At 71.2% G+C, this 23,181-nt stretch carries 22 protein-coding genes; 16 read left to right on the top strand and 6 right to left on the bottom strand.

The features are described 5' to 3' along the window. Nucleotides 1–23 precede the first annotated feature (23 nt). Together ACZ39I_RS32935 and ACZ39I_RS32930 are read right to left on the bottom strand one after the other, a co-directional pair. The gene (locus ACZ39I_RS32935) at nt 24–482 is read right to left on the bottom strand and encodes an iron chaperone (protein ID WP_467248588.1); all 459 of its coding nucleotides are present in this window, start codon (nt 480–482) and stop codon (nt 24–26) included. 61 nt (nt 483–543) lie between these two features. Next, nucleotides 544–999, bottom strand: a complete 456-nt coding sequence (locus ACZ39I_RS32930; RefSeq protein ID WP_467248587.1) for a carboxymuconolactone decarboxylase family protein — start codon at nt 997–999, stop codon at nt 544–546. Nucleotides 1,000–1,176: 177 nt separating this feature from the next. Between ACZ39I_RS32930 and ACZ39I_RS32925 the strand changes: the two genes are divergently transcribed. The 3 genes from ACZ39I_RS32925 to ACZ39I_RS32915 all read left to right on the top strand — a co-directional run bounded on the left by ACZ39I_RS32925 (nt 1,177) and on the right by ACZ39I_RS32915 (nt 6,203). Next, nucleotides 1,177–3,660: a tetratricopeptide repeat protein gene (locus ACZ39I_RS32925; protein WP_467248586.1), complete on the top strand. Its 2,484-nt coding sequence runs from the start codon at nt 1,177–1,179 to the stop codon at nt 3,658–3,660. A 609-nt stretch (nt 3,661–4,269) separates the two neighbouring features. Beyond that, complete coding sequence (locus ACZ39I_RS32920) at nt 4,270–5,289, top strand: aldo/keto reductase (protein WP_467248585.1); 1,020 nt, start codon at nt 4,270–4,272, stop codon at nt 5,287–5,289. A gap of 38 nt (nt 5,290–5,327) precedes the next feature. Further along, nucleotides 5,328–6,203 (top strand): LLM class flavin-dependent oxidoreductase, encoded by an 876-nt coding sequence (locus ACZ39I_RS32915; protein WP_467248584.1) that lies wholly within the window; start codon nt 5,328–5,330, stop codon nt 6,201–6,203. A gap of 4 nt (nt 6,204–6,207) precedes the next feature. On the opposite strand, the gene ACZ39I_RS32910 is transcribed toward ACZ39I_RS32915, so the two are convergent. Both ACZ39I_RS32910 and ACZ39I_RS32905 read right to left on the bottom strand, forming a co-directional pair. Then, nucleotides 6,208–7,116: a glycoside hydrolase family 16 protein gene (locus ACZ39I_RS32910; RefSeq protein WP_467248583.1), complete on the bottom strand. Its 909-nt coding sequence runs from the start codon at nt 7,114–7,116 to the stop codon at nt 6,208–6,210. A 175-nt stretch (nt 7,117–7,291) separates the two neighbouring features. Then, nucleotides 7,292–7,609, bottom strand: a complete 318-nt coding sequence (locus ACZ39I_RS32905) for a hypothetical protein (protein WP_352389764.1) — start codon at nt 7,607–7,609, stop codon at nt 7,292–7,294. A 532-nt stretch (nt 7,610–8,141) separates the two neighbouring features. On the opposite strand from ACZ39I_RS32905, the gene ACZ39I_RS32900 reads away from it, so the two are divergent. The 5 genes from ACZ39I_RS32900 to ACZ39I_RS32880 all read left to right on the top strand — a co-directional run bounded on the left by ACZ39I_RS32900 (nt 8,142) and on the right by ACZ39I_RS32880 (nt 13,096). Further along, entirely contained in the window at nt 8,142–9,362 is a 1,221-nt protein-coding gene (locus ACZ39I_RS32900) for a PP2C family protein-serine/threonine phosphatase (protein WP_467248582.1), read from the top strand. A 42-nt stretch (nt 9,363–9,404) separates the two neighbouring features. Further along, nucleotides 9,405–11,015 (top strand): sensor histidine kinase, encoded by a 1,611-nt coding sequence (locus ACZ39I_RS32895; RefSeq protein ID WP_467248753.1) that lies wholly within the window; start codon nt 9,405–9,407, stop codon nt 11,013–11,015. Beyond that, the gene (locus ACZ39I_RS32890; protein WP_330269187.1) at nt 11,012–11,458 is read left to right on the top strand and encodes a response regulator; all 447 of its coding nucleotides are present in this window, start codon (nt 11,012–11,014) and stop codon (nt 11,456–11,458) included. The genes ACZ39I_RS32895 and ACZ39I_RS32890 overlap by 4 nt, the downstream gene beginning before the upstream one ends. A 300-nt stretch (nt 11,459–11,758) precedes the next feature. Beyond that, nucleotides 11,759–12,532 (top strand): chitosanase, encoded by a 774-nt coding sequence (locus ACZ39I_RS32885; protein WP_467248752.1) that lies wholly within the window; start codon nt 11,759–11,761, stop codon nt 12,530–12,532. A gap of 132 nt (nt 12,533–12,664) precedes the next feature. Beyond that, nucleotides 12,665–13,096, top strand: coding sequence for a hypothetical protein (locus ACZ39I_RS32880; RefSeq protein ID WP_467248581.1), 432 nt, complete (start codon nt 12,665–12,667; stop codon nt 13,094–13,096). Between the two features lie 29 nt (nt 13,097–13,125). Here the strand turns inward: ACZ39I_RS32880 and ACZ39I_RS32875 are convergent, their stop codons facing one another. Then, nucleotides 13,126–13,800: a hypothetical protein gene (locus ACZ39I_RS32875; RefSeq protein WP_467248580.1), complete on the bottom strand. Its 675-nt coding sequence runs from the start codon at nt 13,798–13,800 to the stop codon at nt 13,126–13,128. Between the two features lie 331 nt (nt 13,801–14,131). Between ACZ39I_RS32875 and ACZ39I_RS32870 the strand changes: the two genes are divergently transcribed. The 7 genes from ACZ39I_RS32870 to ACZ39I_RS32840 all read left to right on the top strand — a co-directional run bounded on the left by ACZ39I_RS32870 (nt 14,132) and on the right by ACZ39I_RS32840 (nt 22,153). Continuing rightward, nucleotides 14,132–15,841, top strand: coding sequence for a PP2C family protein-serine/threonine phosphatase (locus tag ACZ39I_RS32870; protein WP_467248579.1), 1,710 nt, complete (start codon nt 14,132–14,134; stop codon nt 15,839–15,841). Nucleotides 15,842–15,930: 89 nt separating this feature from the next. Continuing rightward, nucleotides 15,931–17,052 (top strand): DUF475 domain-containing protein, encoded by a 1,122-nt coding sequence (locus ACZ39I_RS32865; RefSeq protein ID WP_467248578.1) that lies wholly within the window; start codon nt 15,931–15,933, stop codon nt 17,050–17,052. A 69-nt stretch (nt 17,053–17,121) separates the two neighbouring features. Beyond that, complete coding sequence (locus ACZ39I_RS32860) at nt 17,122–17,886, top strand: DUF4097 family beta strand repeat-containing protein (RefSeq protein WP_467248751.1); 765 nt, start codon at nt 17,122–17,124, stop codon at nt 17,884–17,886. Between the two features lie 229 nt (nt 17,887–18,115). Then, nucleotides 18,116–18,346 (top strand): DUF5133 domain-containing protein, encoded by a 231-nt coding sequence (locus tag ACZ39I_RS32855; RefSeq protein ID WP_467248577.1) that lies wholly within the window; start codon nt 18,116–18,118, stop codon nt 18,344–18,346. Between the two features lie 119 nt (nt 18,347–18,465). After that, nucleotides 18,466–20,124 (top strand): catalase, encoded by a 1,659-nt coding sequence (locus ACZ39I_RS32850; RefSeq protein ID WP_467248576.1) that lies wholly within the window; start codon nt 18,466–18,468, stop codon nt 20,122–20,124. An 81-nt stretch (nt 20,125–20,205) separates the two neighbouring features. After that, nucleotides 20,206–21,555, top strand: coding sequence for a diacylglycerol/lipid kinase family protein (locus ACZ39I_RS32845; protein ID WP_467248575.1), 1,350 nt, complete (start codon nt 20,206–20,208; stop codon nt 21,553–21,555). Further along, complete coding sequence (locus ACZ39I_RS32840; RefSeq protein ID WP_467248574.1) at nt 21,548–22,153, top strand: phosphatase PAP2 family protein; 606 nt, start codon at nt 21,548–21,550, stop codon at nt 22,151–22,153. The genes ACZ39I_RS32845 and ACZ39I_RS32840 overlap by 8 nt, the downstream gene beginning before the upstream one ends. A 22-nt stretch (nt 22,154–22,175) precedes the next feature. On the opposite strand, the gene ACZ39I_RS32835 is transcribed toward ACZ39I_RS32840, so the two are convergent. After that, nucleotides 22,176–22,757: a hypothetical protein gene (locus ACZ39I_RS32835; RefSeq protein ID WP_467248573.1), complete on the bottom strand. Its 582-nt coding sequence runs from the start codon at nt 22,755–22,757 to the stop codon at nt 22,176–22,178. 119 nt (nt 22,758–22,876) lie between these two features. On the opposite strand from ACZ39I_RS32835, the gene ACZ39I_RS32830 reads away from it, so the two are divergent. After that, nucleotides 22,877–23,170 (top strand): hypothetical protein, encoded by a 294-nt coding sequence (locus ACZ39I_RS32830; protein ID WP_467248572.1) that lies wholly within the window; start codon nt 22,877–22,879, stop codon nt 23,168–23,170. The last annotated feature ends 11 nt before the right edge of the window (nt 23,171–23,181 follow it).

Raw genomic sequence — 23,181 nt, 5'->3', positions numbered from 1 at the left:
GCACCCCTTCCCGCTCGCGGTCCTCAGCCTGCCGCCCGCTTCACCAGCTCACCGATGCGCTCCTCGTCCGCAGCGGTCAGCTTCGTGAGCGCGAAGGCGGTCGGCCACATCGTGCCCTCGTCGAGGTTGGCCTTGTCGTTGAAGTCGAAGGTCGCGTACCGCGCGTTGAATTTCTCCGCGCTCTGGAAGAAACAGACCACCTTGCCGTCCTTGGCGTAGGCGGGCATGCCGTACCAGAGCTTCGGCGCCAGACCGGGCGCGTTCTCCTTGACCACGGCGTGGATCCGTTCGGCCATGACACGGTCCGCGTCCTGCATCTCGGCGATCTTCGCGACCACGGCGGCCTCGTCCTCCGCCGCCTTGTCGGCACGCGAGCTGCGGCGCGCCGACGCCTTGACCTCCTGGGCGCGCTCCTTCATCGCGGCGCGCTCCTCGGCGGTGAACGTCTCGGTCCTGCCGGTCGTCCTGCGCGTGCTGGCCATAACGGTTCCTCCAGGTCTACGGATGGTCGGGCATATCTTCACGCGAGAACCGCCGTGGCGTTCACCCCCACGCGCCGGCGATCTGCCGGGTCGTGGCGTTGAGCCGGTTGAACAGGTTCGTCAGGCCGATCATCAGGACGATCGCGGCGAGCTGCTTCTCGTCGAAGTAGGTGGCGGCCGTGTCCCAGACCTCGTCGCTCACCGCGTCGGGACGGTCGGCGAGGCGCGTCGCCGCCTCGGCCAGCGCGAGCGCCGCCCGCTCCTCGTCGGTGAAGTAGGGGGCCTCCCGCCACGCGGCGACCGTGGCCAGCCGCTCGTCGCTCACTCCTGCCTTACGGGCCGTCTTGGCGCCGCCGTCGACACACGCGCTGCATCCGTTGATCTGACTGACCCGCAGATGCACCAGCTCCAGCGTCTGCCCGTCCACCCCACCGGAGTGCACGGCCTTGAAGAGCTGCTGGATGGGCTGCATCGCGTCGGACAGGACGGCGGCGGGGTTCTGCATACGGGACTGCATCAGGAATCTCTCCTCTGTCGGGCTGTGCCCCGTCCCTCGGGGCGTGATTCCATCTCAGCCGAGAGGGCTTGTCAGGACGACGGCCCTGGGACACCGTGGGACAGCCGAAACGGCCTTGAACAGGCACGATCCGGCCCGGACAGGTTCTGCCGGGGCGGGACAGGGGGGTGGGGAACAGTGGTCGAGCACGACAGGGCAGGGGCCGGAGATCCACGGGAGGAACTGGCCGCCCGGCTGCGGCTGCTCCAGGAGCTGTCGAAGCGCGGTGTACGGGCCCTCGCCCGGGACGCCGGCCTCAGCTCGTCGTCCCTGTCCCGCTACCTCGGCGGCCAGACGGTTCCGCCGTGGCCCGCGGTGATCGCCCTGTGCCGACTCGTCCAGCGCGACCCCCGCCCGCTGCGCCCCCTGTGGGAGCGCGCCTTCAACCCCCTGCCGGCACCACCGAAGACCAGCCGTCAGGTCCCCCCGCCCGCACCGCCCGCCGGTGCCCCGCGCCCGCCCCGCAACGACCTCCCGCGCGACGTTCCCGACTTCACCGGCCGCGAGGCCGAGCTCGCTGCCGTGCTCGACGGGGTGGCCGGCAGCCGGGTGATCGCCCTCGACGGCATGGCGGGCGTCGGCAAGACCTGCCTGGCCGTGCACGCCGCGCACCGGCTCGCCGCCGACTACCCGGACGCCCAGCTCTACCTGGACCTGCACGGCTTCACCGAGGGCCGCAGACCGCTCGACCCCGACCGCGCCCTGCGCACCCTGCTCGCCGCCCTCGACGTACCCTCCGAGAAGGTGCCCCAGGACGGCGGTGTCGAGGAACTGGCCGCCTGCTGGCGGTCCGAACTGGCCCACCGGCGGGCCGTCGTGGTCCTCGACAACGCCGCCGACGCCGACCAGGTCCGCCCCCTGCTGCCCGGTGCTGGCCCCTCCGTCGCCCTCGTCACCAGCCGCAACCGGCTGCTCGGCCTGGACGAGGTCCCGCCCGTGTCGCTCGACGTGCTCACCGAGCAGGAGAGCGCCGAGCTGCTGGCCCGCGCCAGCGGCGAGGCCGACGGCCCCGAGGGGCGCCTGGCCCGTGACCCCTCCTCCACGGCCGAGGTGCTGCGTCTGTGCGGCCGACTGCCACTGGCCCTCAGGCTGGCCGCGGCCCGGCTGCGACACCGGCCGGGCTGGACGGTGGGCATCCTCGTCGAGCGGATGGCGGAGGGGGCGAGCGAGTTCGACACCGCCTTCGCCATGTCCGTACGGCAGTTGGACCGCGCCAAGGCCCGGCTGTTCCGTCTGCTGGGTCTGCTGCCGGGGTCGTCGTTCGACGAGCACGTGGCGGCGGCGCTGGCGGACGTGCCATTGCGCAGCGCCCGCGCGATGCTGGAGGACCTGCTGGACGCGCACCTGGTCCAGCAGCCGGCGGCAGGCCGCTACCGCCTCCACGACCTGGTCCACCAGCACGCCCGCCGCGCCACCACGGAACAGGACTCCGAGGCGGAACGGGACCGGGCCCTGACCCGGGTGCTCGACTACTACGTGCACGCGGCGGCCGCCGCCGACGCCGCGATGCCGTTCCTGTCGCTGAGCCGCGAGGCCTCCGTGGACCGCCCGTCGGCCGAACTGCCCCAGTTCCACGACAAGATCGCGGCCCTCATCTGGTTCGGCACCGAGTACCTCAACCTGCTGGCCGTCTTCGAGGCGGCGGAGGAGGCCGGGGCCGACCGGCACCTGTGCGAGCTGCCTCGCTTCATGCGGGCCTACTTCGCCCGGCGCTGCGGCACCACGATGCTCAACGGCCTCTTCGAACGGTCCCTGGCCGCCGCGCGACGCCTCGACGATCCTCTGCAACTCGCCGAGGCGCACAGCGACTTGGGGTTCGCCCGGTACAACGCGGGCCGCATGGCGGAGGCGAGTGCCGCGTACGAGGCGGCGACAGCGCTGGTGCTCCGGACCGGAGACATCCGCGCGGAGGCCGAACTGACCATGCGCCGCGGCTACTTGAGATGGGACGAGGGCTACGTCGAGGAGCCGCTCGGCCTGTTCCGGCTGGCGGGCAAGCTGTATGCGGACGCCGGCTGCCCCATGGGTACGGCCCACGCGACCGCGTACGAGGCGTGGGCGCTGCTGCAGCTGGGGCACCGCGAGGAGGCGGCGCAGTTGGCCCGTACGGCGCTGGAGATCCCGCACGCCGACGGGGCGTGGCCGCCCACCCTGACGGCCCTGATCACGCTGGGCGTGGCCATCGCTCACGAGGCTCCCGACGAGGCCGTCGGCCACCTCCACCGGGCGCTCGCGCTGGCCCGCGAGGACGGCCACCAGCACAACGAGGCATGGTGTCTGAACTGCCTCGGCGTCGCCCTGCGCCAGATGGGCCGCATCGAGGAGGCCCTGGCGAGCCACGAGCAGGCGTTCGCGCTGCTGGACGCGCTGTTCGAGGACCACTGGAAGATCCACTTCCTCAGTGCCTACGGCGAGACCTGCCGCCTGGCAGGCCTGCCCGACCAGGCCCTGCGCCTCCACCGCCAGGCCCTGGAGCTGGCTCCGAAGCTCGGCAACCGCCACGCGGAGGCCCTGGCCCACGAGGGCATTGCGGCGGTCCTCGACGCCACGGACCCGGCGACGGCGGCCGAACACCGGGCGGCGGGCAGGGCCGCCTTGCCGGAGTCTGAACCGGGAGTCTGAACCAGGGAGCCTGCACCAGGGATCTGAGACGCCACCCGCTGTACGGCGTCCGCTGCGGCTGAGCGTCGTACAGGTGCATCTGGCCGGGACGAGGCGCATCCCGATCGGCACGGCGACCAGTGCCACCGAGAGCGTCCCGCGCCAAGGCACAGGCCGACCTGCGAGTACGGGCAGGCGATCCTGCGGACGCTCCGCATTGCCTTCGTCTCGGCCTTCGCCCTGGAGTTGCTGTCTTGCCCGGCAGCCCGGCCTTCGATGCAGCCGAGGGCCCGCCTCCCTGTCGCGTGCGGCACCAGGCCGGCTCGTCCCACCGCGGCGCGGGCCGCGAGGTCGGGGGGCCAGGACCGTCGGCCGCGGGGCGGGACGACCAGTGCCGAGGTCCAGGCGCCCGCAACACCCGGCCGTGGCGCGTCCGGGACACCTGTCTCCGAGCAGCCCCGCAGGGAAGCGTGCGTCTCGCCGCCATCCACCATGCCCTCAATGCCTTGCAAAACCGGAACGATGTTCCGTATCGTATGCGGAACGAGGTTCCGTTTCTTCGTGACGACGGAACGGATCCCGGCAGCCCTGCCATGCCGTGCCGCACGGCTTCATCCCCCGGAGGAACACATGCAGTACCGCACCTTGGGCCGCACCGGAGTGCAGGTCAGTTCTCTCGCGCTCGGCGCCATGAACTTCGGGAGGATCGGCCGCACCACCCAGGACGAGGCGACCGCGATCGTCGACGCGGCCCTCGAGGCCGGCGTCAACGTCATCGACACCGCCGACATGTACGGCGACGGCGAGTCGGAGGAGATGGTCGGCAAGGCCATCGCCGGCCGCCGCGACGACATCGTGCTGGCCACCAAGGCCGGCATGCCCATGGGCGACGAACGCAACCACCGGGGCAGCTCACGCCGTTGGCTGGTCACCGAGCTGGAGGCCAGTCTGCGCCGCCTCGGCGTCGACCACGTCGACCTGTACCAGATCCACCGCTGGGACCCGAACACCGGCGACGAGGAGACGCTGTCGGCCCTCACCGACCTGCAACGCGCCGGAAAGATCCGCTACTTCGGCTCCTCCACCTTCCCCGCCCACCGCATCGTGCAGGCCCAGTGGGCCGCCCGCGAACACCGCCTGAGCCGTTACGTCACCGAACAGCCGAGCTACTCCATCCTCCAGCGCGGCATCGAGGCACACGTCCTGCCCGTCACCCAGGAGTACGGCCTCGGCGTACTGGTGTGGAGCCCACTGGGCTCGGGCTGGCTGTCGGGCGCGATCCGTGCGGGCCGGGACATCACCACCCACCGCTCGGCGATCCTGCCCCAGCGATTCGACACGACCGCCCCCGCCAACCGGGCCAGGCTCGCCGCCGTCGAGCTACTGGCCGGGGTCGCCGACGAGGCGGGCCTCACCCTCATCCAGCTCGCACTCGGTTTCGTGACCGCGCACCCCGGCGTGACCAGTGCCCTGATCGGCCCCCGCACGGTCGACCACCTGCACGCCCAACTCGCCGCCGCGGACACCGTGCTGAGCGCCGATGTCCTCGACGCGATCGACGAGATCGTCGCCCCCGGCACCGACCTGGCCCCGGACGAGAAGCACGACACTCCGCCCGCGCTCCTCGACCCGTCACTGCGCCGCCGCTGACCGCTGGGGGAGACCCCCACACGAAAGGCCCACCGTCCATGCCGCACCACCCCCCGCCCAGCTTCGGGATCATGACCGCCCCCATGCAGGTCGACTACCACGACATCCTGCGCGTCTGGCAGGAGGCGGACACCATCGACGCCATCGAGCACGCCTGGCTCTTCGACCACCTCATGCCGATCGGCGGCGACCCCGACGGACCGGCCCACGAAGGCTGGACCCTCCTCTCGGCCCTGGCCGCCCAGACCAGGCGCCTACGGCTCGGCGTCATGGTGAGCAGCAACCGCTTCCGGCCACCCGCGATGCTGGCCAAGATCGCCACGACCGTCGACATCGTCTCCGGCGGCAGGCTCGACTTCGGCATCGGTGTCGGCTCGCGCCCCGACCACCCGCTGGCCCGACGTGAGTACGAAGCCCACGGCCTGCCCTTCCACGACTCCGCGCACGCCGTGGGCAGCCTCGACGAGGCCTGCACGCTGATCAAGCGCCTGTGGACCGAGGAGAAGCCCTTCGACCACCACGGCACCCACCACCACCTCACCGGCGCCTTCGGCAACCCCAAACCGGTCCAGCGCCCCCACCCCCCGGTCCTCATCGGCGGCCGCTCCTCCGCGACCCTGCGCATCGCCGCCCGCCACGCCGACCTGTGGAACATCCCCGGCGGCGACATCGACGACGTCACCCGCCGCAGCGCCCTGCTGGACCGGTACTGCGAGGAGATCGGCCGCGACCCCGCCGAGATCACCCGCTCGATCCACCTGCCGGTCTCCTACGACCGTCCGGGCGCCACCCGCGACGCGATCGCCGAAGCGACCGCCGCCGGCTTCACCCACATCGTCCTCGGACTGCCGTCGCCCTACCCCGCCCACGTCGCCCGATGGGTCGCCGACGAACTCGTCACCCCCACGGCGTGAGGGTTCACTTCCAGCCGTACGCGTACGCCGCCACCCAGGTGACGTCGAGCTGCGCGCTGCTTCCCGGCGCCGCACCAGGACCCTCCAGAGCGCTCTCGTTCTGGAGCACCCAGGACAGGGGACGGTCCGGCACGTCACGGGTGTCATGGCCCGTCTGCCGGCCGTCGACGAAGAACCGGACATGGCCCGGGGTCCACTCGGTGGACACCGTGTGCCACCGCGTCCAGTCGTCGCTTCCCGGGAAGTAGCCCTGCTCACCGCCACCGCAGGGGTGGTGGAAGGAGCTGAGGGAGCCGGTCCACTCACCCTCGGGGTGGTCCATCTCGCAGCCCCCGCCGTAGTGCAGCCACGCGGACTTGTAGCCGGGCGCCAGTTCGGTGACCTTGATGCGCGCGCTGTACTTGCCGTACGTCATCTGCATCACCGCACGCGGCACCAGCGCCGCGGCATGCACGGGGCCGCCGTCCGCGGGCCGCCACATCCGGATGGACATCCGTCCGTCGCCGTTCGCCGCGGGACCGACGCTCACGGTGTCCTCCGGATGGTAGACACCCACCACGTCCCGGCCCCGGCTGACGGCCGTGTCCGGCCAACCCGTCGGATACGCCCACCAGTTGTCGCGGTACTTCCCCTTCAGGCCCCCGCAGTGGGCCGCGGAGGTGTCGACATCGTGCGCGCAGTCGCTGAACGAACCCAGCGGCACCCGGTCACCGTTGAAGTCCTCGGCGAGGACCTGCCAGAAGGGCCCGCAGTCACCACGGGGCAGACGCGTGGCGGTGGTGCGGCAGGCGTCGGCGGGAGCGGGCGCACCGTCGGCCCGGGGGAGACCGAGGAGACCACCGCCCACGAGCAGGAGGCTCGCGGCGGTCACCAGGATCCGCTTGCGGTGGTGCGGCGCTGCGTGTGAACCCATCCCGAGGCTCCTTCAGGCGGCCGACGCCGTCCGCCCGTGCCGCGCGGGGCACCGGAAAGGCCATGAACCGCGGCGGAGCGGACCGCACTTCGCGAAAGGACATCCTCGCCCTCCGCACCGCACGGCGCCATCCCCCGGACGGGCCGCGAACCGGAAGGCCCGCTCCGCCGCCGCCTCAGAACTCGCTGTCGATGCCGGTCACGACCGCGGGGCCCAACGGGGCGTCCTCCTCCGCCAGGCCACTGTCACGCAGGGCGCGGGACACCAGCCGTACCGCTTCGGCCTCGGCCTGCAACCGGTCGGGTGCGTCGACCTCGACCCGTGCGGCGAACATGCCGTCCTCCTCCGTGGTCAGCACGCTGAGCTCCTCGCTCTCGCCGAGGTCCGTGTTCCTGGGGTCCTGAGGCCGAAGCCTCCGTCCGATGTCCGAGCGGACGCTGTCGGGCACTCCCCGCAGGAACGTGCCGGGGACGGTGATGACATAGGTGGTCACGGGGACTCCTTTCTGACGTCCTACCCGGTTCCCCGTGAGCCCGATCGGAACCGAAGGCGTACGGAGGACTCCGGATGTGCAGGCGGCGTGCCGCCCAGGAGGGTTTTCTGCAACCGTCCCCGCATGGTCACGCCGATCGCGGGTAAACGCGGCCAGAACACCGGAATCTCGGGATGGACGGACGATGACGACGTCAGTGACGGCCGGCACAGGTACGGCAGTGCCGGAGGTGGCGGACCCCGCACGGGGCGACAGGGAGCGCAGCCGCGCTCTCCGGGACGCCGAAGGCCGCCCGCTCGTCCCTCTGGACCTCGCGGGGAACTGACCAGGGAGTGAAGATCGGCCACGAGGATCAGGACTGCCGAGGCCGGCCGCACGGCCCGCCCGAGGATCGACCCAGGGGTGGACATGCCGTCCACGGCCATGGGCGACGAGTGAAGATCGGATCGTCGCTCTGACCGCGTTCCCGTCGTTGTCCTGGGCAACGGCCGGCGGCAGGCGACATGGATGGAGTGGGGAGGCCGGGACGAGAGTGATCTCGGGGACTGAGGCTGCCGAGTTGGTGTCGGTGACGGAAGCCGGCGCCGAGACGGCGTGGGAGCACTGGGAGCCGTCGGTTCTCCTCGTGGAGGACGATCCCGGCGACGCGCTGCTCGTGGAGGAACTGGTCGCCGACGGCGCCGTGAAGATGCGGCTGCGCTGGGTGCGGTCGATGACCGAGGCCACCGAGGTGCTGGCGACCGAGACACCCGACTGCGTCCTGCTCGACCTGCACCTGCCGGACGCCCACGGCCTCGAGGCGGTCTCCCTCGTCCAGGGCCTGGCCGAGCAGGTCGCCATCGTGGTCCTCACCGGGCTCGCCGAGGAGCAGACCGCCCTCGCCGCGGTCGCGGCCGGCGCCCAGGACTACCTGGTCAAGGGCCGGGTGGAGCCGGAGCTGTTCGGGCGGGCGGTGCGCTACGCGATCCAGCGCAAGCAGACCGAGCAGGCAGCGGTCGCCCTGCAGGCCGGCGCGCTCCAGGCACAGGAGAACGCCCGTCTGGAGCGCGGACTCCTGCCCCGCCCCCTGCTGCGCGCCGAGGGCGTCCAGGTCGTCGCCCGCTACCGGCCCGGCCGCGCGCAGACACTGCTGGGCGGTGACTTCTACGACATCGTCCAGAGCGCCGACGGCACTCTGCACGCCCTCATCGGGGACGTCTCCGGGCACGGCCCGGACGAAGCGGCCCTCGGAGTCGCCCTGCGGATCGCCTGGCGCACCCTCGTCCTCAGCGGCATAACCGGCGCCCAGCAGATGGCCCGGCTCGAGGAACTGCTGATGGCCGAACGGGCCCGCGACGAGGTCTTCGCGACCCTGGTGAGCCTGGCCGCGGTCCCCGGAGAGCAACACGCCCACGTCGTACGAGCCGGGCATCACGGCCTGCTCCAGCGCACCGGGACGGACGTGCAGTGGGTCGAGGTGCCCGGTGGACCGGCCCTGGGCATGGTCCCCGGCGGCGCCAGGTGGCCGATCGCGGAACTGCCGGTACCGGCGGGAACGTCGGTGGTGCTCTTCACCGACGGCCTCTTCGAGGGGCACGTGAACCGTGGCACGGAACGCCTCGGCGAGGAAGGACTCCTGGCCCTCGCCCGGGAGGCGGCCGGCCTGGAGCCGGAGGCCTTCGTGGACCGGCTGATCGAGAAGGCCGAGAGCCTCGCCGAGTCGCGGGGCGGCCTGGCCGACGACGTGGCCGTCGTCCATCTGAACTGGAACTGAGTGAGCGGGAGTGCGGTGCGGGACCACATGGTGAGGCGAGGGATGGGCGCGGTGCGCAGGGACGGCCGGCTGACGGTGCAGGGATGGTTCTACCTGCTGCTGGCCGTCATGACACTGCTGGTGGTGGTCGGCAGCGTGATCGGCGCCGTGCTGCTCGGCCGCACGGCGGAGGTGAGCGACCGGCTTTCGCGCCGCCTCCAGCCCGCCCAGACCGAGGCGTACCGGCTGCAGGCGGCGTTGGCCGGCCAGGAGGCGGGCATCGGCGGTTACGCGATCGCCGCCGACCGGCAGTTCCTGGTCCCGTACACCCAGGGCAAACGGGACGAGGCGAGCTCGGTCGCCCGGCTGCGCGGGTTCATCGGCGACCGGCCCGAACTGCTGGCGGACCTGGAGGCGATCGAAACCCAGGCGGCCGACTGGCGCCGCACCTACGCCGAACCCCTCGCGGCCGCGGTCACGCCCGGCCGTCCCGAGCCGCTGGACCAGCAGAAGGCCGACCGGGGCAAGAAGGAGTTCGACCGGCTGCGCACCCTGTGGGACAGGCAGAACATCGACCTGGTGAAAGCGGTGGACAAGGGTCGTTCCCACCTCGCCCATGTACGCAAGGTGCGCGACTGGGTCCTCGCGGGCATGGTCGCCGTCTTCCTGCTGGCCGGCCTCGCCTCCGCCGTCCTGGTCCGGGTCCTGGTCACCCGCCCGCTGGAGGCGCTGGGCACGGCATCCCGGCGGGTGGCGGGCGGCGACTTCTCGCACGTCATCACGAGCGCCGGCCCGGCCGATCTGACCGCGGTGGCCAACGCCGTCGAGGGCATGCGCTGGCATGTCGTGGCCGAACTCGAGGCCTCCCGTGCCCAACAGCAGGAGCTGACCCAGCAGGCCGCCGACCTGGACGCCCAGGCCGAGGAACTGCGCCGCTCCAACGCGGAACTGGAGCAGTTCGCCTACGTCGCCTCCCACGATCTGCAGGAGCCGCTGCGCAAGGTCGCCTCTTTCTGCCAGTTGCTGGAGAAGCGCTACGGCGACACCCTCGACGACCGGGGCCGGCAATACGTCGACTTCGCCGTCGACGGCGCCCGGCGCATGCAGGTCCTCATCAACGACCTGCTGACCTTCTCCCGGGTCGGGCGGGTCAACGACGCCCGGGTGCCCGTCGGCCTCGACCTGGCGCTGGACAAGGCACTGGCCAACCTCGGGGCAGCCGTCGAGGAGTCCGACGCCCGCGTCGACCGTCCGGAACACCTGCCCGAGGTCGTGGGGGACCCCACCCTGCTGACCATGCTCTGGCAGAACCTGATCGGCAACGCCCTCAAGTTCCGCCACCCCGACCTCGCTCCACACGTGTCCATCACCTGTGGGACGGATCCGGACGATCCCGACAGTCTGCTGATGTCGGTCACGGACAACGGCATCGGCATTCCCGAGCAGTTCAAGGAGAAGGTGTTCATCATCTTCCAGCGACTGCACGGCAGGGACGCCTACGGGGGCACCGGCATCGGTCTGGCCCTGTGCAAGAAGATCGTGGAACAACATGGTGGCAAGATCTGGATAGACACCGCTCACACGGACGGCACGCGCTTCTGCTTCACCCTTCCGTCCATCGCCGAGAGCCCGGAGGCGTCCGGTATCGGCACCGAGGAGAAGGTTCTTACATGACCACCCCAGCCGCCAGCCCCATAGACGTCCTCCTCGTCGAGGACGACCCCGGCGACGAGCTGATGACCCGTGAGGCGTTCGAGGACAACAAGATCGGCAACACGCTCCATGTGGTCCGGGACGGCGAGGAGGCGCTCGACTTCCTCTACCGGCGCGGCGACCACACGGACGCACCGCAGCCCGACCTCATCCTGCTCGACCTCAACCTCCCCAAGTACGACGGTCGTCAGGTCCTGGAGAAGATCAAGTCCGACCCGGAGCTGTCCCACATCCCCGTCGTCGTCCTCACCACCTCCGCGGCCGAGGAGGACATCCTGCGCAGCTACAAGCTCCACGCCAACGCCTATGTCACCAAGCCGGTCGATCTGGACCAGTTCATCGCCGCGGTCCGTCAGATCGACGACTTCTTCGTCCAGGTCGTCCGTCTGCCGCGTCACTTCTGACGCCGCTTTCTGACGTCGCTGCCCGACCGGCGGGCCGACAGGGAATGGTCCCTGCCCCGCCCGGTCGGCGACCGGACTCCCAGACTGTCGAACTGACGTCTGGCTAGCCATCGTTTGTTCGAACCTACGAACTTCTTCCGTAGTGGGTTACTGATGGCGCCGCGCACTGGTAGGAAACGTTCCTAACAATCAGGTCTGCACCAATCAACTCTCCACCCCCCACCTCCACTTGGAGCCCCCGTGGAACCTGACACAGTGCCCCCGGCCGCCCACACGTCCCGCCGTACCGTCCTCGCTCTGATGGGAGCGGCTACCTGCGCGGCCCTGTTGAGCCCCCCGCGCGCCGCCGCGGCCTCGGCGGCCGCACCGGGCCTCGACGACCCCGCGAAGAAGGAGATCGCCATGAAGCTGGTGTCGAGCGCGGAGAACTCCTCGCTCGACTGGAAGGCGCAGTACAAGTACATCGAGGACATAGGTGACGGCCGCGGCTACACCGCCGGCCTCATCGGCTTCTGCTCCGGGACCGGAGACATGCTCGACCTCGTCGAGCTCTACGCCGACCGCAAGCCCGGCAACGTCCTCGCCAAGTACCTGCCGGCCCTGCGCCGCGTCGACGGCACCGACTCCCACGACGGCCTGGACCCGAACTTCCCCGACGACTGGCGCAAGGCCGCCCGCGACACGGCGTTCCAGCAGGCGCAGAACGACGAACGCGACCGCGTCTACTTCAACCCCGCCGTCCGGCAGGGCAAGGCGGACGGGCTGCGCGCGCTCGGCCAGTTCGCCTACTACGACGCCATCGTCATGCACGGCGACGGCGGCGACGCGACCAGCTTCAGCAGCATCCGCCGCCGGGCCCTGCGCCAGGCCAAGCCCCCGGCGCAGGGCGGCAGCGAGACGACGTACCTGGACGCCTTCCTCGACGCGCGTGTGTGGGCGATGAAACAGGAGGAGGCGCACAGCGACACCAGCCGGGTCGACACCGCCCAACGCGTCTTCCTGCGCCAGGGCAACCTCGACCTGAACCCGCCCCTGGACTGGAAGGTCTACGGGGACAGCTACCACATCAGCTGACAGCCGTCGGTGACGGCCCCGGTGCGCCACGGCACCGGGGTCGTCACCGCTCCGCATGGGCGCGCCGACAGCGCCACGCGGTGGAAACCCTCTCGGCGCAGCGTGTTTGCCGTCGAAGCGAGCGGTAACGCGATGTCCATGAGTGAATCGAACGAGCAGACGAACCAAGATTCCGCGACCACCCAGACCGCGGCGAAGGCCCGGCGCAGCACGGCCAAGGCCACCGCCCCGGCGACCAAGGCGGCGAACAAGGCCGCCGAGAAGGCCGATGACGCCGCGTCAGCGGGCCAGGAGGCGACCGAACGGACGGCCAAGACGGTGAGCGGGGCCGCCCAGACCGCGGCCAAGAGCGTCGAGGCCGGCCGCCAGACCGTCATCGCCGCCTCGGGACAGGCCGCGGCCGTCGCCAAGACGGCCTGGACGGTCGTCGCCCAGCGGAAGCTCATCGCCGCGGGCGTCGGTGCGGGGCTGACCGCGCTGACCGCCACGTCGTACGCGGTCGGCCGGCGCTCCGGACGTCACACGCACGGTCCGATCACCCGTCTGACCGGCGGGCGGATCTGACGGGGGAGGGGCGGGCCCCGAGGCATTCCTCACCGTTCTTGACGTAACAGGTCGGTGAGGCGGGCGCCCGCCGCCCACCGCCGCAGAGCGCTGCCGTCGAGCAGACGGATCGTCCGCTCCCTGCGGGCCCATCGGAGGTCGCGGTCGGTGAAGACGCCCCGATGCACGACCAGACGCAGCGGCGACCCCTGGCTCCCGCGGTGCGGGTGAGGATGCGGCGCGTCCTCGTCGGGGAGGGGCTCCGCCACCGGCCGGAAGGCCACGTCGATACGACGGCCGGCCGCGTCCCGCGCGCACAGGCGCGGCCGGTCCGGCGCGGGCACCAGCCGCACCCGCCACCCGTCCCGGCGCAGCATCCGGGCCACCGCCAACGCCAGTTGCTGGGTGTCGAGTTCGAGCAGTTCGTCCGCGGTGTAGTAACCCAGACGACGGCGGGCGTCAGGGCGCCCGTGCCGTATCGCGGCCGTGACGACCAGGGCCAGCAGGGCGACCCCGGCCACGGGGACGGCGATCCCGGCGGCGCGGTACCCCGCGGCGAGCGCGGCTGCCACCGCGCACACGCCCGCCACGACACCGGCGAAGGCGGGCAGCACATCACGGAGCCCGGGCCCGTAGCGCCCCTCGGCCCGCAGCGCGCGCACGACATGCCGTTTCCGCGACAGACGTGACGGCACGAGGCCGGACGTCCACGACAGGCGTGCCACAGCCCCAGCCCTCCCCGTGCCGCCGGTCCGCTACCGTCAATCTCACGGATACCCAGCGGGCGGCCAAGTGCCGTGGAAGCAGGGCGAATTCGGCCACATAAACCCCGCGCACGGAAGCTCAGAGGGGCGCGTGGGAGGCCGTCATGGCACCCGGTTCGGCGCCCTGTCCGTGGCGGCTTCGCACCGCCGTCCCTGCCACCCGGTTGCGAGTGCTCGCTCACAGGCGAGGCTGGATACATGGGCGCCGGGGCACACGGGAAGGACAGGACGGCCCAGTGAACAGGGCACAGACCGGCATGCAGCAGCGGCCGACCGGCGAGGAGAGGAAGACATGGCAGGGGCGGAGGACACGGGGACCGACGGGAGACGACCCGCTGCGGGGCCCACCGAGGCGCTGGAAGCCATCGGGACCGCTGCGTACGTCGTGGACGAAGAGGGCCACTTCATCGCCGTGAACACCCATGCCGAACAGCTGCTGGTCCGCCCCGCCGCGGAGTTCCTCGGCCGCGACGCGCACGACCTGCTGCACCGGGACGCCCACGGCCACCCCTTGCCACGCAGCCGGTGCGACATGCGGCAGGCGTTCCACGCCGGGCGCACCGCTCAGGCCGAGGGGGACTACTTCGAGTGCGGCGACGGCACCCTGCTGCCCGTGTCGTGGCTGATCACGCCGTACGACCTGGACGGCGAGGACGTCGGCACGCTCGTACTCGTCCACGCCCAGCACCCGCCGGAGACCGCCAGCCGACCGGAGACGGCGGCCCAGGCGATGCCCGAACTGGAGCGGCTCGCCCTGCTGGCCGAGACCACCACCCGCCTGACGTCCACACTCGACGTCGAGGAGACCCTGCGGCGGCTGGTGGCCCTGGTGGTGCCCCGGCTGGCGGACTGGGCCGTCGTCGACCTGATCACCGAGCGCGACGAAGTGTGGCGTATCGCGGTCGTCCACGCGGAGGACGACACCCTGGTACGCCACGAGGACCTCCAGGGACCGATGCCACCGGTCCCGGAGGAATCGCCGATGCCCCTGTCCCGGGCCCTGCGCGGGGTCGCCTCCACCCTGGCAGGGCCGCAGACCTACCGGCGGGAGCCGGACTCCGGGATAGCGGTGGAACAGCGCCGCCTGTTCGAGGCCACCGGAATCCGCTCCGCCGCCATCGCCCCCATCCGCAGCACCCGCGCCGTCCTGGGCGCCCTGACCCTGGGCCGGGCCAAGGATCCGGTGGACTTCACCACCGCCGATCTCCCGCTGATCGAGGACATCGCCCGCCGTGCCGGCCTGGCCCTGGACAACGCGCGCCTCTACCAGCGGCAGCGCAAGGTCGCCGAGACCATGCAGAACCACCTGCTGCCCCAGATGCCTCGGGTACCCGGACTGCAGATGACGGCCCGCTACCTGCCCGCTCCCGACGCCTCACAGGTCGGCGGCGACTGGTACGACGCCTTCACCCTTTCCGACGGCGCCACCGCGCTGGCGGTCGGAGACGTCGTCGGCCACGACCTGGAGGCCGCGGCCGGCATGGCACAACTGCGCAACATGCTCCGCGCCTACGCCTGGGCCCACCAGGAGGCGCCGAGCCGGATCGTCGCCCGGCTCGACGCGGCGGTCATGCACATCACCGACGTCACCATGGCCACCATGATCTTCGCCCGCATCGAGGAGAGGGACGACGGTCACTGGGAACTGACCTGGACCAACGCCGGCCATCCGCCGCCCCTCCTGATCAGCCACGACGGCCTGGCCCGCTACCTCACCGACGGCCACGGCATCCTCCTGGGCACCGGAGGCAACGCCCCCCGCACCGACGCGAGCGCCCTGCTGCCGCCCGGCTCCACCCTGCTGCTCTACACCGACGGCCTGATCGAGGCACCCGGCCGGTCCATAGACGAGGGCCTGCAGCATCTGAGCCGGCACGCCGCCGCCCTCGCCCACCGCCCGCTGGCCTCCTTCACCGACCAGGTGCTGCGCCGGGTACGGCACGTCCGCAACGACGACGACGTCGCCCTGCTCGCCGTACGAGCACCCACCAGAACGTCATGACCCCTGACCGTGATAGACAACGCCCCTGAACCCACGGGCCGTCCGCGCCCGCCGACCCGGCGACCTCCCGACAACAGGACTTGATACAAGTGATTCTGAAGACCTTTCGCTGGGCGTTCGCGGTCACCGCGCTCGGCCTGGCCGCAGGAGTGCTCTACGACGGCTGGACCGCCTTCGGCATCGTGGCGATCCTGGCCGTGCTGGAGATCTCCCTGTCGTTCGACAACGCGGTGGTCAACGCCGGAATCCTGAAGAAGATGAACGCCTTCTGGCAGAAGATCTTCCTCACGGTCGGTGTCCTGATCGCCGTGTTCGGCATGCGGCTGGTCTTCCCGGTCGTGATCGTCGCGGTCACCGCGAAGCTCAATCCGTACGACGCGGTCCAGCTGGCCCTGACCGACAAGGACCGTTACCAGCAGCTCGTCACCGACGCGCACCCGGCGATCGCCGCGTTCGGCGGGATGTTCCTGCTGATGATCTTCCTCGACTTCATCTTCGAGGACCGGGACATCAAGTGGCTGGCCTGGCTGGAGCGGCCGCTGGCCAAGCTCGGCAAGGTCGACATGCTGTCGGTCTGCATCGCCCTGGTCGTCCTGCTGATCACCGCCTTCACCTTCGCCGCCCACGCCCACCAGCACGGCGGCGCGCACACCGACAAGGCGCAGACCGTCCTGATCTCCGGTATCGCGGGCCTGATCACCTACATGGTCGTCGGCGGCCTCTCCGGGTACTTCGAGGACAAACTCGAGGACGAGGAGGAACGCGAGAAGGAGGCCGAACGCTCCATCGGGCCCTCTTCGGCGGTCACGCTGGCAGGCCGGGCCGCGTTCTTCATGTTCCTGTACCTGGAGGTCCTGGACGCGTCCTTCTCCTTCGACGGTGTGATCGGCGCGTTCGCCATCACCAACGACATCGTCCTGATGGCGCTGGGCCTGGGCATCGGCGCGATGTACGTGCGTTCCCTGACCGTGTACCTGGTCCGCCAGGGCACCCTCGACGACTACGTCTACCTGGAGCACGGCGCGCACTACGCGATCGGCGCCCTCGCCGTGATCCTCATGGTCACCATCCAGTACCAGATCAACGAGATCATCACGGGCCTCGTCGGGGTCGTCCTCATCGGCTGGTCCTTCTGGTCCTCCGTACGCCGCAACAAGGCGCTCGCGGCGAAGGAGGGCGCGACGGACACGGACTCGGTCCCGGTGCCGTAAGGCCCTAACCGTCCGTCCCCGCCGTCCGCCTCTGCCATGGCCACAGCGAACCGGGGCATCCGTCGGGGTATGAAGGCGATGCCGACACGGCGCCTGACGCGCCTGATGGTGGTACTGGCCCTGCTGCCCCTGGCCGGGGCGTGCAGCGACGATCACGACCGGGCGTCCGGTGGCCCGCCGGCGGCGGGGACGCTCCGCGTCGCGAACTCCGGCGAACAGGTGGTCATCGCCACCGACAACGGCCTGCGGTTGCGCCCGGCCGACGGCCGCGACGTCACCGTCGACGACCGCGTCGACGAGCACTGGTCGCACCACGGGAAGGTGTGGACGCTCGACCTGTCGTGTGCCGACCGAAGCACGGGCGACGGGGACTGTCCCCGGATGCCGTACGTCGAGATCCCCGACGGCATCAGTGTCACGGCCACCGCCCGCAACGCCGGCGTCGACGTGGCGGGCGTCGCCGCCGCCCTGGACATCACGACCGTCAACGGCGATGTGACGGTGACCCGTTCCGGACGCGACGGCGCCGACGTACGGCTGTCCACCCGCAACGGCTCCGTGCGCGCGACGAGCGTGGCGGCGCGCCGGGTGCACGCGGCGACCACGAACGGCGACGTCGTCCTCGGATGTACGGCCGTCCCCTCCGGTGTCGGCGCCGCGACCGTCAACGGCTCGGTCGACGTCACCGTGCCCCACGACAGCCCGCCCTACCGGGTCACCGCGTCCACCGACAACGGCCGCGCCACCGTGGCCGTCCCGGTACGCGAGGCCGACCGGGACCACACCATGACGCTGACCTCGGTCAACGGCGACGTCGACGCCCGCCGGGACTGACCGCTGCCCGGCCCCACAGCGACTGGAACGCTGAGGATGTCATCGGTGGTTTGAGCTTCATTCGCCCGGGCAGACGCGGGTTCAGGTGCTTGGGATCACAGGCCCACCGCGGAAGCGGCCGAATGCGGCTCTCCTTGGTGCGTGCCGCCGAGGCCTCTCCCGCGACAGTCCGAGTGACGCGGCGGACGCGACCGCCCTCACTCCCACTGCGCAGACGGAGGAGCGAATCATGCTCATGGCCCACCCCGCCCTTCTCACCGACCTGCTCGAGCGCTACGAGGCGCTGCATGTCCTGCACGCCGAGGAAGGCAGCGCCGGAGCGCGTCAGCGGCTCGAGGACGTGTCCTACACCTTGTGCATCGCCACGGGCACCCGCGACATCGAATCCGCCCTGGCAGCGGCCCGCCGCCAGCTGTCCGGGATCCGCCCCAAGGACGACTCGCTGGTGGCGGGCGCCTGACGTGAGTGACACGAGCCGACCGGGTACTCGGGTGATCCGCCGAACACCGGCCGGAGGCCGCCTGCTGCGCCAGGGGCCGCCACCTGCCGAGAACCCGAGAACCTGAGGAGCCCCCGATCATGACGGACGTGTCCGGTACCGGTCCCGCTCCCGCGGACGACCGCAAGGAGCTCACCAACCGCCAGGGCCACCCGGTCCACGACAACCAGAACCAGCGCACCATCGGCGCCCGCGGGCCCGCCACGCTGGAGAACTACCAGTTCCTGGAGAAGATCAGCCACTTCGACCGGGAACGCATCCCCGAGCGCGTCGTACACGCCCGCGGCGTCACCGCCTACGGCTACTTCGAGTCCTACGGTGCCTGGGGCGACGAGCCGATCAGCCGGTACACCCGGGCCAAACTGTTCCAGGAGCGCGGCAAGCGCACCGACCTGGCGGTCCGCTTCTCCACCGTCATCGGCGGCCGCGACTCCTCCGAGGCAGCCCGTGATCCCCGCGGCTTCGCGGTGAAGTTCTACACCGAGGACGGCAACTGGGACCTGGTGGGCAACAACCTGGGCGTCTTCTTCATCCGGGACGCGATCAAGTTCCCGGACGTCATCCACGCCCTCAAACCCGATCCGGTCACCTTCGAGCAGCAGCCGCGTCGCATCTTCGACTTCATGTCCCAGACACCGGAGTCGATGCACATGCTGGTCAACCTGTTCAGCCCGCGCGGTATCCCGGCGGACTACCGCCACATGCAGGGCTTCGGAGTCAACACCTACAAGTGGGTCAACGCCGAGGGCGAGACCAAGCTGGTCAAGTACCACTGGATGCCCAAGCAGGGCGTCCGCTCGATGACCGAGGAGGACGCCGCCAACGTGCAGGCCGACTCGCTCGGCCACGCCACCAAGGACCTGTACGAGGCGGTCGCCCGCGGGGAGTACCCCGAGTGGGAGCTCCTGGTCCAGATGATGGACGACCACGACCACCCCGAGCTGGACTTCGACCCGCTGGACGACACCAAGACCTGGCCCGAGCAGGAGTTCCCGCCGCAGCCGGTGGGCCGGATGGTGCTGGACCGGATGCCGGAGAACTTCTTCGCCGAGAACGAGCAGATCTCCTTCGGTACCGGCGTCCTCGTCGACGGACTGGACTTCTCCGACGACAAGATGCTGGTGGGCCGGACCTTCTCCTACAGCGACACCCAGCGCTACCGGGTGGGCCCGAACTACCTCCAGCTCCCCGTCAACCAGGCCAAGAACGCCGAGGTGCGCACCAACCAGCGCGACGGTCAGATGACGTACCACGTGGACGGCGGGGGCGAGAACCCGATTGTCAACTACGAGCCGTCCATCACCGGTGGCCTGCGCGAGGCGCAGTACCCGACGCACGACGAACAGGGCCCGGAGATCCACGGCCGGCTCACGCGCAAGCGCATCCCCCGCACCAACGACTACCTTCAGGCGGGCCAGCGGTACCTCCTCCTGGAGGAGTGGGAACGCGACGACCTGGTGAAGAACTTCACCGACCTGCTCGCCCAGTGCGACCGGCCCGTGCAGGAACGCATGGTGTGGCACTTCCTGCTGGTCGAGAACGACCTCGGTCTGAGGGTCGGTGACGGCCTCGGCATCAGCCCCGAGGACGTGGCCGGTCTCGAGCCGCTGGCCAGCCAGGACCTGACGGACGAGGACCGCAAACGGCTGTCGAACCTTGGCAAGAACCCGCCGCGGGACGTCGAGGGCCTGACCATGACCCACTGCGTGCCCGACGAGCGGCACGTGGTGACCCGCTGAACCACCCTGGACCAGGGCGGCACCGGCGGCGAGGGCACATGAGATCGTTGGGCCACCGATCCCTGAGAGGCGGCCCGAACGATGAACGAGGTGGAGCCGGAGGGCTCCGGCATCGCGGCGCGGACGCTGGCCCGGCTGGCTCTGCTGTGCCTGGCGGGCGTGGTCGCGGCGGTGGTGGCCGCGGGCCAGTGGCTGCTCCTGCTGCTGGGCTTCGCGGGCCTGTGCCTGGCCGCCGCCGGTATCTGGTGGGCACTGGCCCACCGGGGCCTGGCGCGTATGTGCGGCGCTCTGCTGGCAGTGGCCGCCCCCGTCGCCGTCCTGGTCCTGTACGCGGTGTCCGGCCTGTGGCCGTTCGCGGCCTCGGCGCTGGGCTTGTGGGTGGCGGCACTGGCCTGCGCCAGAAGCGCGCTGCGCCGACTGCGCGCACCCCGTTCCACGCACTCGCGTCCGGTGCGGCCGCCTCGCAGGCCGGTCCTGATCATGAACCCGCTGTCGGGCGGCGGCAAGGTCGGCGAGCACGCACTGGTGGAGCGCGCCGAAGCCCTGGGCGCCCGGGTGATCCTGCTCGACGTGCATGACAGCCCCGATCCGGCGGCACTGGCCCGCCAGGCCCTCGCCGAGGGCGCCGACCTGCTCGGCGTGGCGGGCGGGGACGGGACACAGGCCCTGGTGGCGGGGGTGGCCGCGGAACACGACGTGCCGTTCATGGTCCTCGCCGCCGGGACCCGCAATCACTTCGCGATGGATCTGGGCCTGGACCGCGATGACCCGGCGAGCGGTCTCCAAGCCCTCTCGCACGGTGTGGAGATCCGGGTCGACCTGGGCGACGTGGCCGGCCGGCCCTTCGTGAACACGGTCTCGTTCGGGACGTACGCGGAGATCGTGCAGAGCCCCGAATACCGCGACGCCAAGGCGTCCACCACGCTCGACCTGCTGCCGGACCTGCTGGTGGGTGAGGCCGGCGCCCAGCTGACCGCCACGGCGGACGGCCGGCGGCTCGAGGCCCCGCACGCGCTGCTGGTGAGCAACAACCCCTACGCGCAGGCCGGCCCGATGGGCGTCGGACGGAGGTCCCACCTGGACGGTGGCCGGCTCGGTGTGATCAGTCTGCGGATCGAGGGCGCGGCACAGGCCGCCGAACTGGCGCTGCGGGGCGAACGCGCCAGCGGGATCACCTCCTCGACCTCGCGCCGGGTGGTCGTCGAGGCCGACGCGGAGACCATCCCGGTGGCCGTGGACGGCGAAGCGCTGCTGCTGCCCCCGCCGGTCGTGTGCGCCGTACGACCCAAGGCCCTGCGGGTGCGGGTGCCGAGAGACCGTCCCGGCGCGCCGTACACTGCCCCGTCGGTCGACTGGCGCCGGGTCGTGCGCCTCGCCTTCGACCGGACTCCCTTCCCGGCCGTCAAGAACCAGGAGCAGAGCGATGCTTGACCGACCGCAGCGCGAACAGCACACCGCCCGAGAGCTGTTGCGGGATCTCGCCGCCCTCGACCAGGCGCTGTACGAGGCCGTCACGGTCACCCGGACTCCCGCTCTGGACCACGCCCTACGGCGACTGACGGCCGCGGCGGACCACTCCAAGATCTCCTTCACGATCGCCGGACTGCTCGCCCTGTGCCCCGGCCGGCCGCGGCGCGCCGCCGCCCTCGGAGTCGCGGCCATCGGTGTCGCCTCGGCGAGCGCGAACATGCTCGGCAAGCGCCTCGTGCGCCGGCCCCGTCCGCACCGGGCGGAGAACTCGCCGTTTCCGGGGCGGCATGTGCCGATGCCCGAGTCCGCGTCCTTCCCCTCCGGGCACACGGCGTCCGCGGTCGCGTTCGCGGCGGCGGTCGGACCCGCGCTCCCCGTCGCCACGGTGCCGCTGGGCCTGCTGGCCTGCGCGGTGGGCTACTCACGGATCCACACCGGCGTGCATTACCCGGGCGACGTCGTCGCCGGTGCCGTGCTGGGCACCGGGGCGGCGGCCACGGTTCTCGCGGCCGCCGGATGGCGCGGCGGCGGTCTCCGTCCCGCCCGCCGGACCGGCTGAACGACCCTCGCAGGGACGTTCGTCAGTCCGACGCCCCGGAGCCGCCCTCGGGCTGCGCGGCGGGGTCGCTCGCGTCGGGTGAGGTGTAGAAGACCGAGGTCCCCTGCTTGGTGCGCTGGGCCTGGTTCCTTGCCACGAGCCCTTCGAGTGTGGTGCGCACGACGGTGGCCTTGATCGTGCGATCGGGGTGCTGCCTGCCGAGCGCGGTCGAGATCTCGGCCGCCGAGCGGGGCTCCTTCTGCTCGGCCAGATGCTCTCGGACGAGGTCGACGAGTGTCGGCCCCGACCGGGTGGTCGAAGCCTTGGTGGCCGCCTTCTTCGCGCTCTGCTTCCCGGCCGGTGCGGCCGAGGCCTTCTTGCGCGGAGCGGGCACCGCACCGCGTGCCGGAGCGGCGGGCGTGGCGGCCGTTGGCGGAGTGCCCAGGACCTGCTGGATGTTCAGCAGGACGGTGTGGTCGTGCTGCAGGGCGGCCAACTGGCCCTGGAGCGCCGCGATTTCTCCGCTGAGGCGCTCTTGTTCCTTGAGGTTGCGTTCGAGGTCGTCGGCCACCTGGGTGCTGTACTGCGAGGTCAACTCGGTGGTGGCGGGAGCGGATTCGGACATGGGCTGGCACCTCTTCCTATGTCGTAGTGATACTACGCAGGACACACCTGTCCTGTTCTGTACTTGCGCCGCACCCGCAACGCGGTCTGGTGGACGTCCATCGGGGTACACGGGTCGGCATGACACCAACTGACGACCCGACGGCGGCCAGGGCCGCACGGCAACTGCGCCGCATACAGGCCTTCTACGCGGCCGGCGTCGTCCTGTGGACGGCGTCGTCGGCCTGGACGATGTGGGATTCTCCCGGCAGCCGGCCCATGTGGACCTCCCTGCTGCTCCTGGCCGTTTTCACCGGCCTGCTGGCCATGGCCTCCCGGTGGCTGGGGCACCTGCGGCCCACCGGCTCCGCCCGGCCTTCCCACCACGCCGTGTTTTCCGGGAGGACCGGGCGCCACGCGGTGTCCAAGCCCTGATTCCCTGGAAG

The sequence above is a fragment of the Streptomyces sp. NPDC024687 genome, from assembly GCF_055559055.1.
This window is presented reverse-complemented; position numbering and strand designations above follow the sequence as displayed.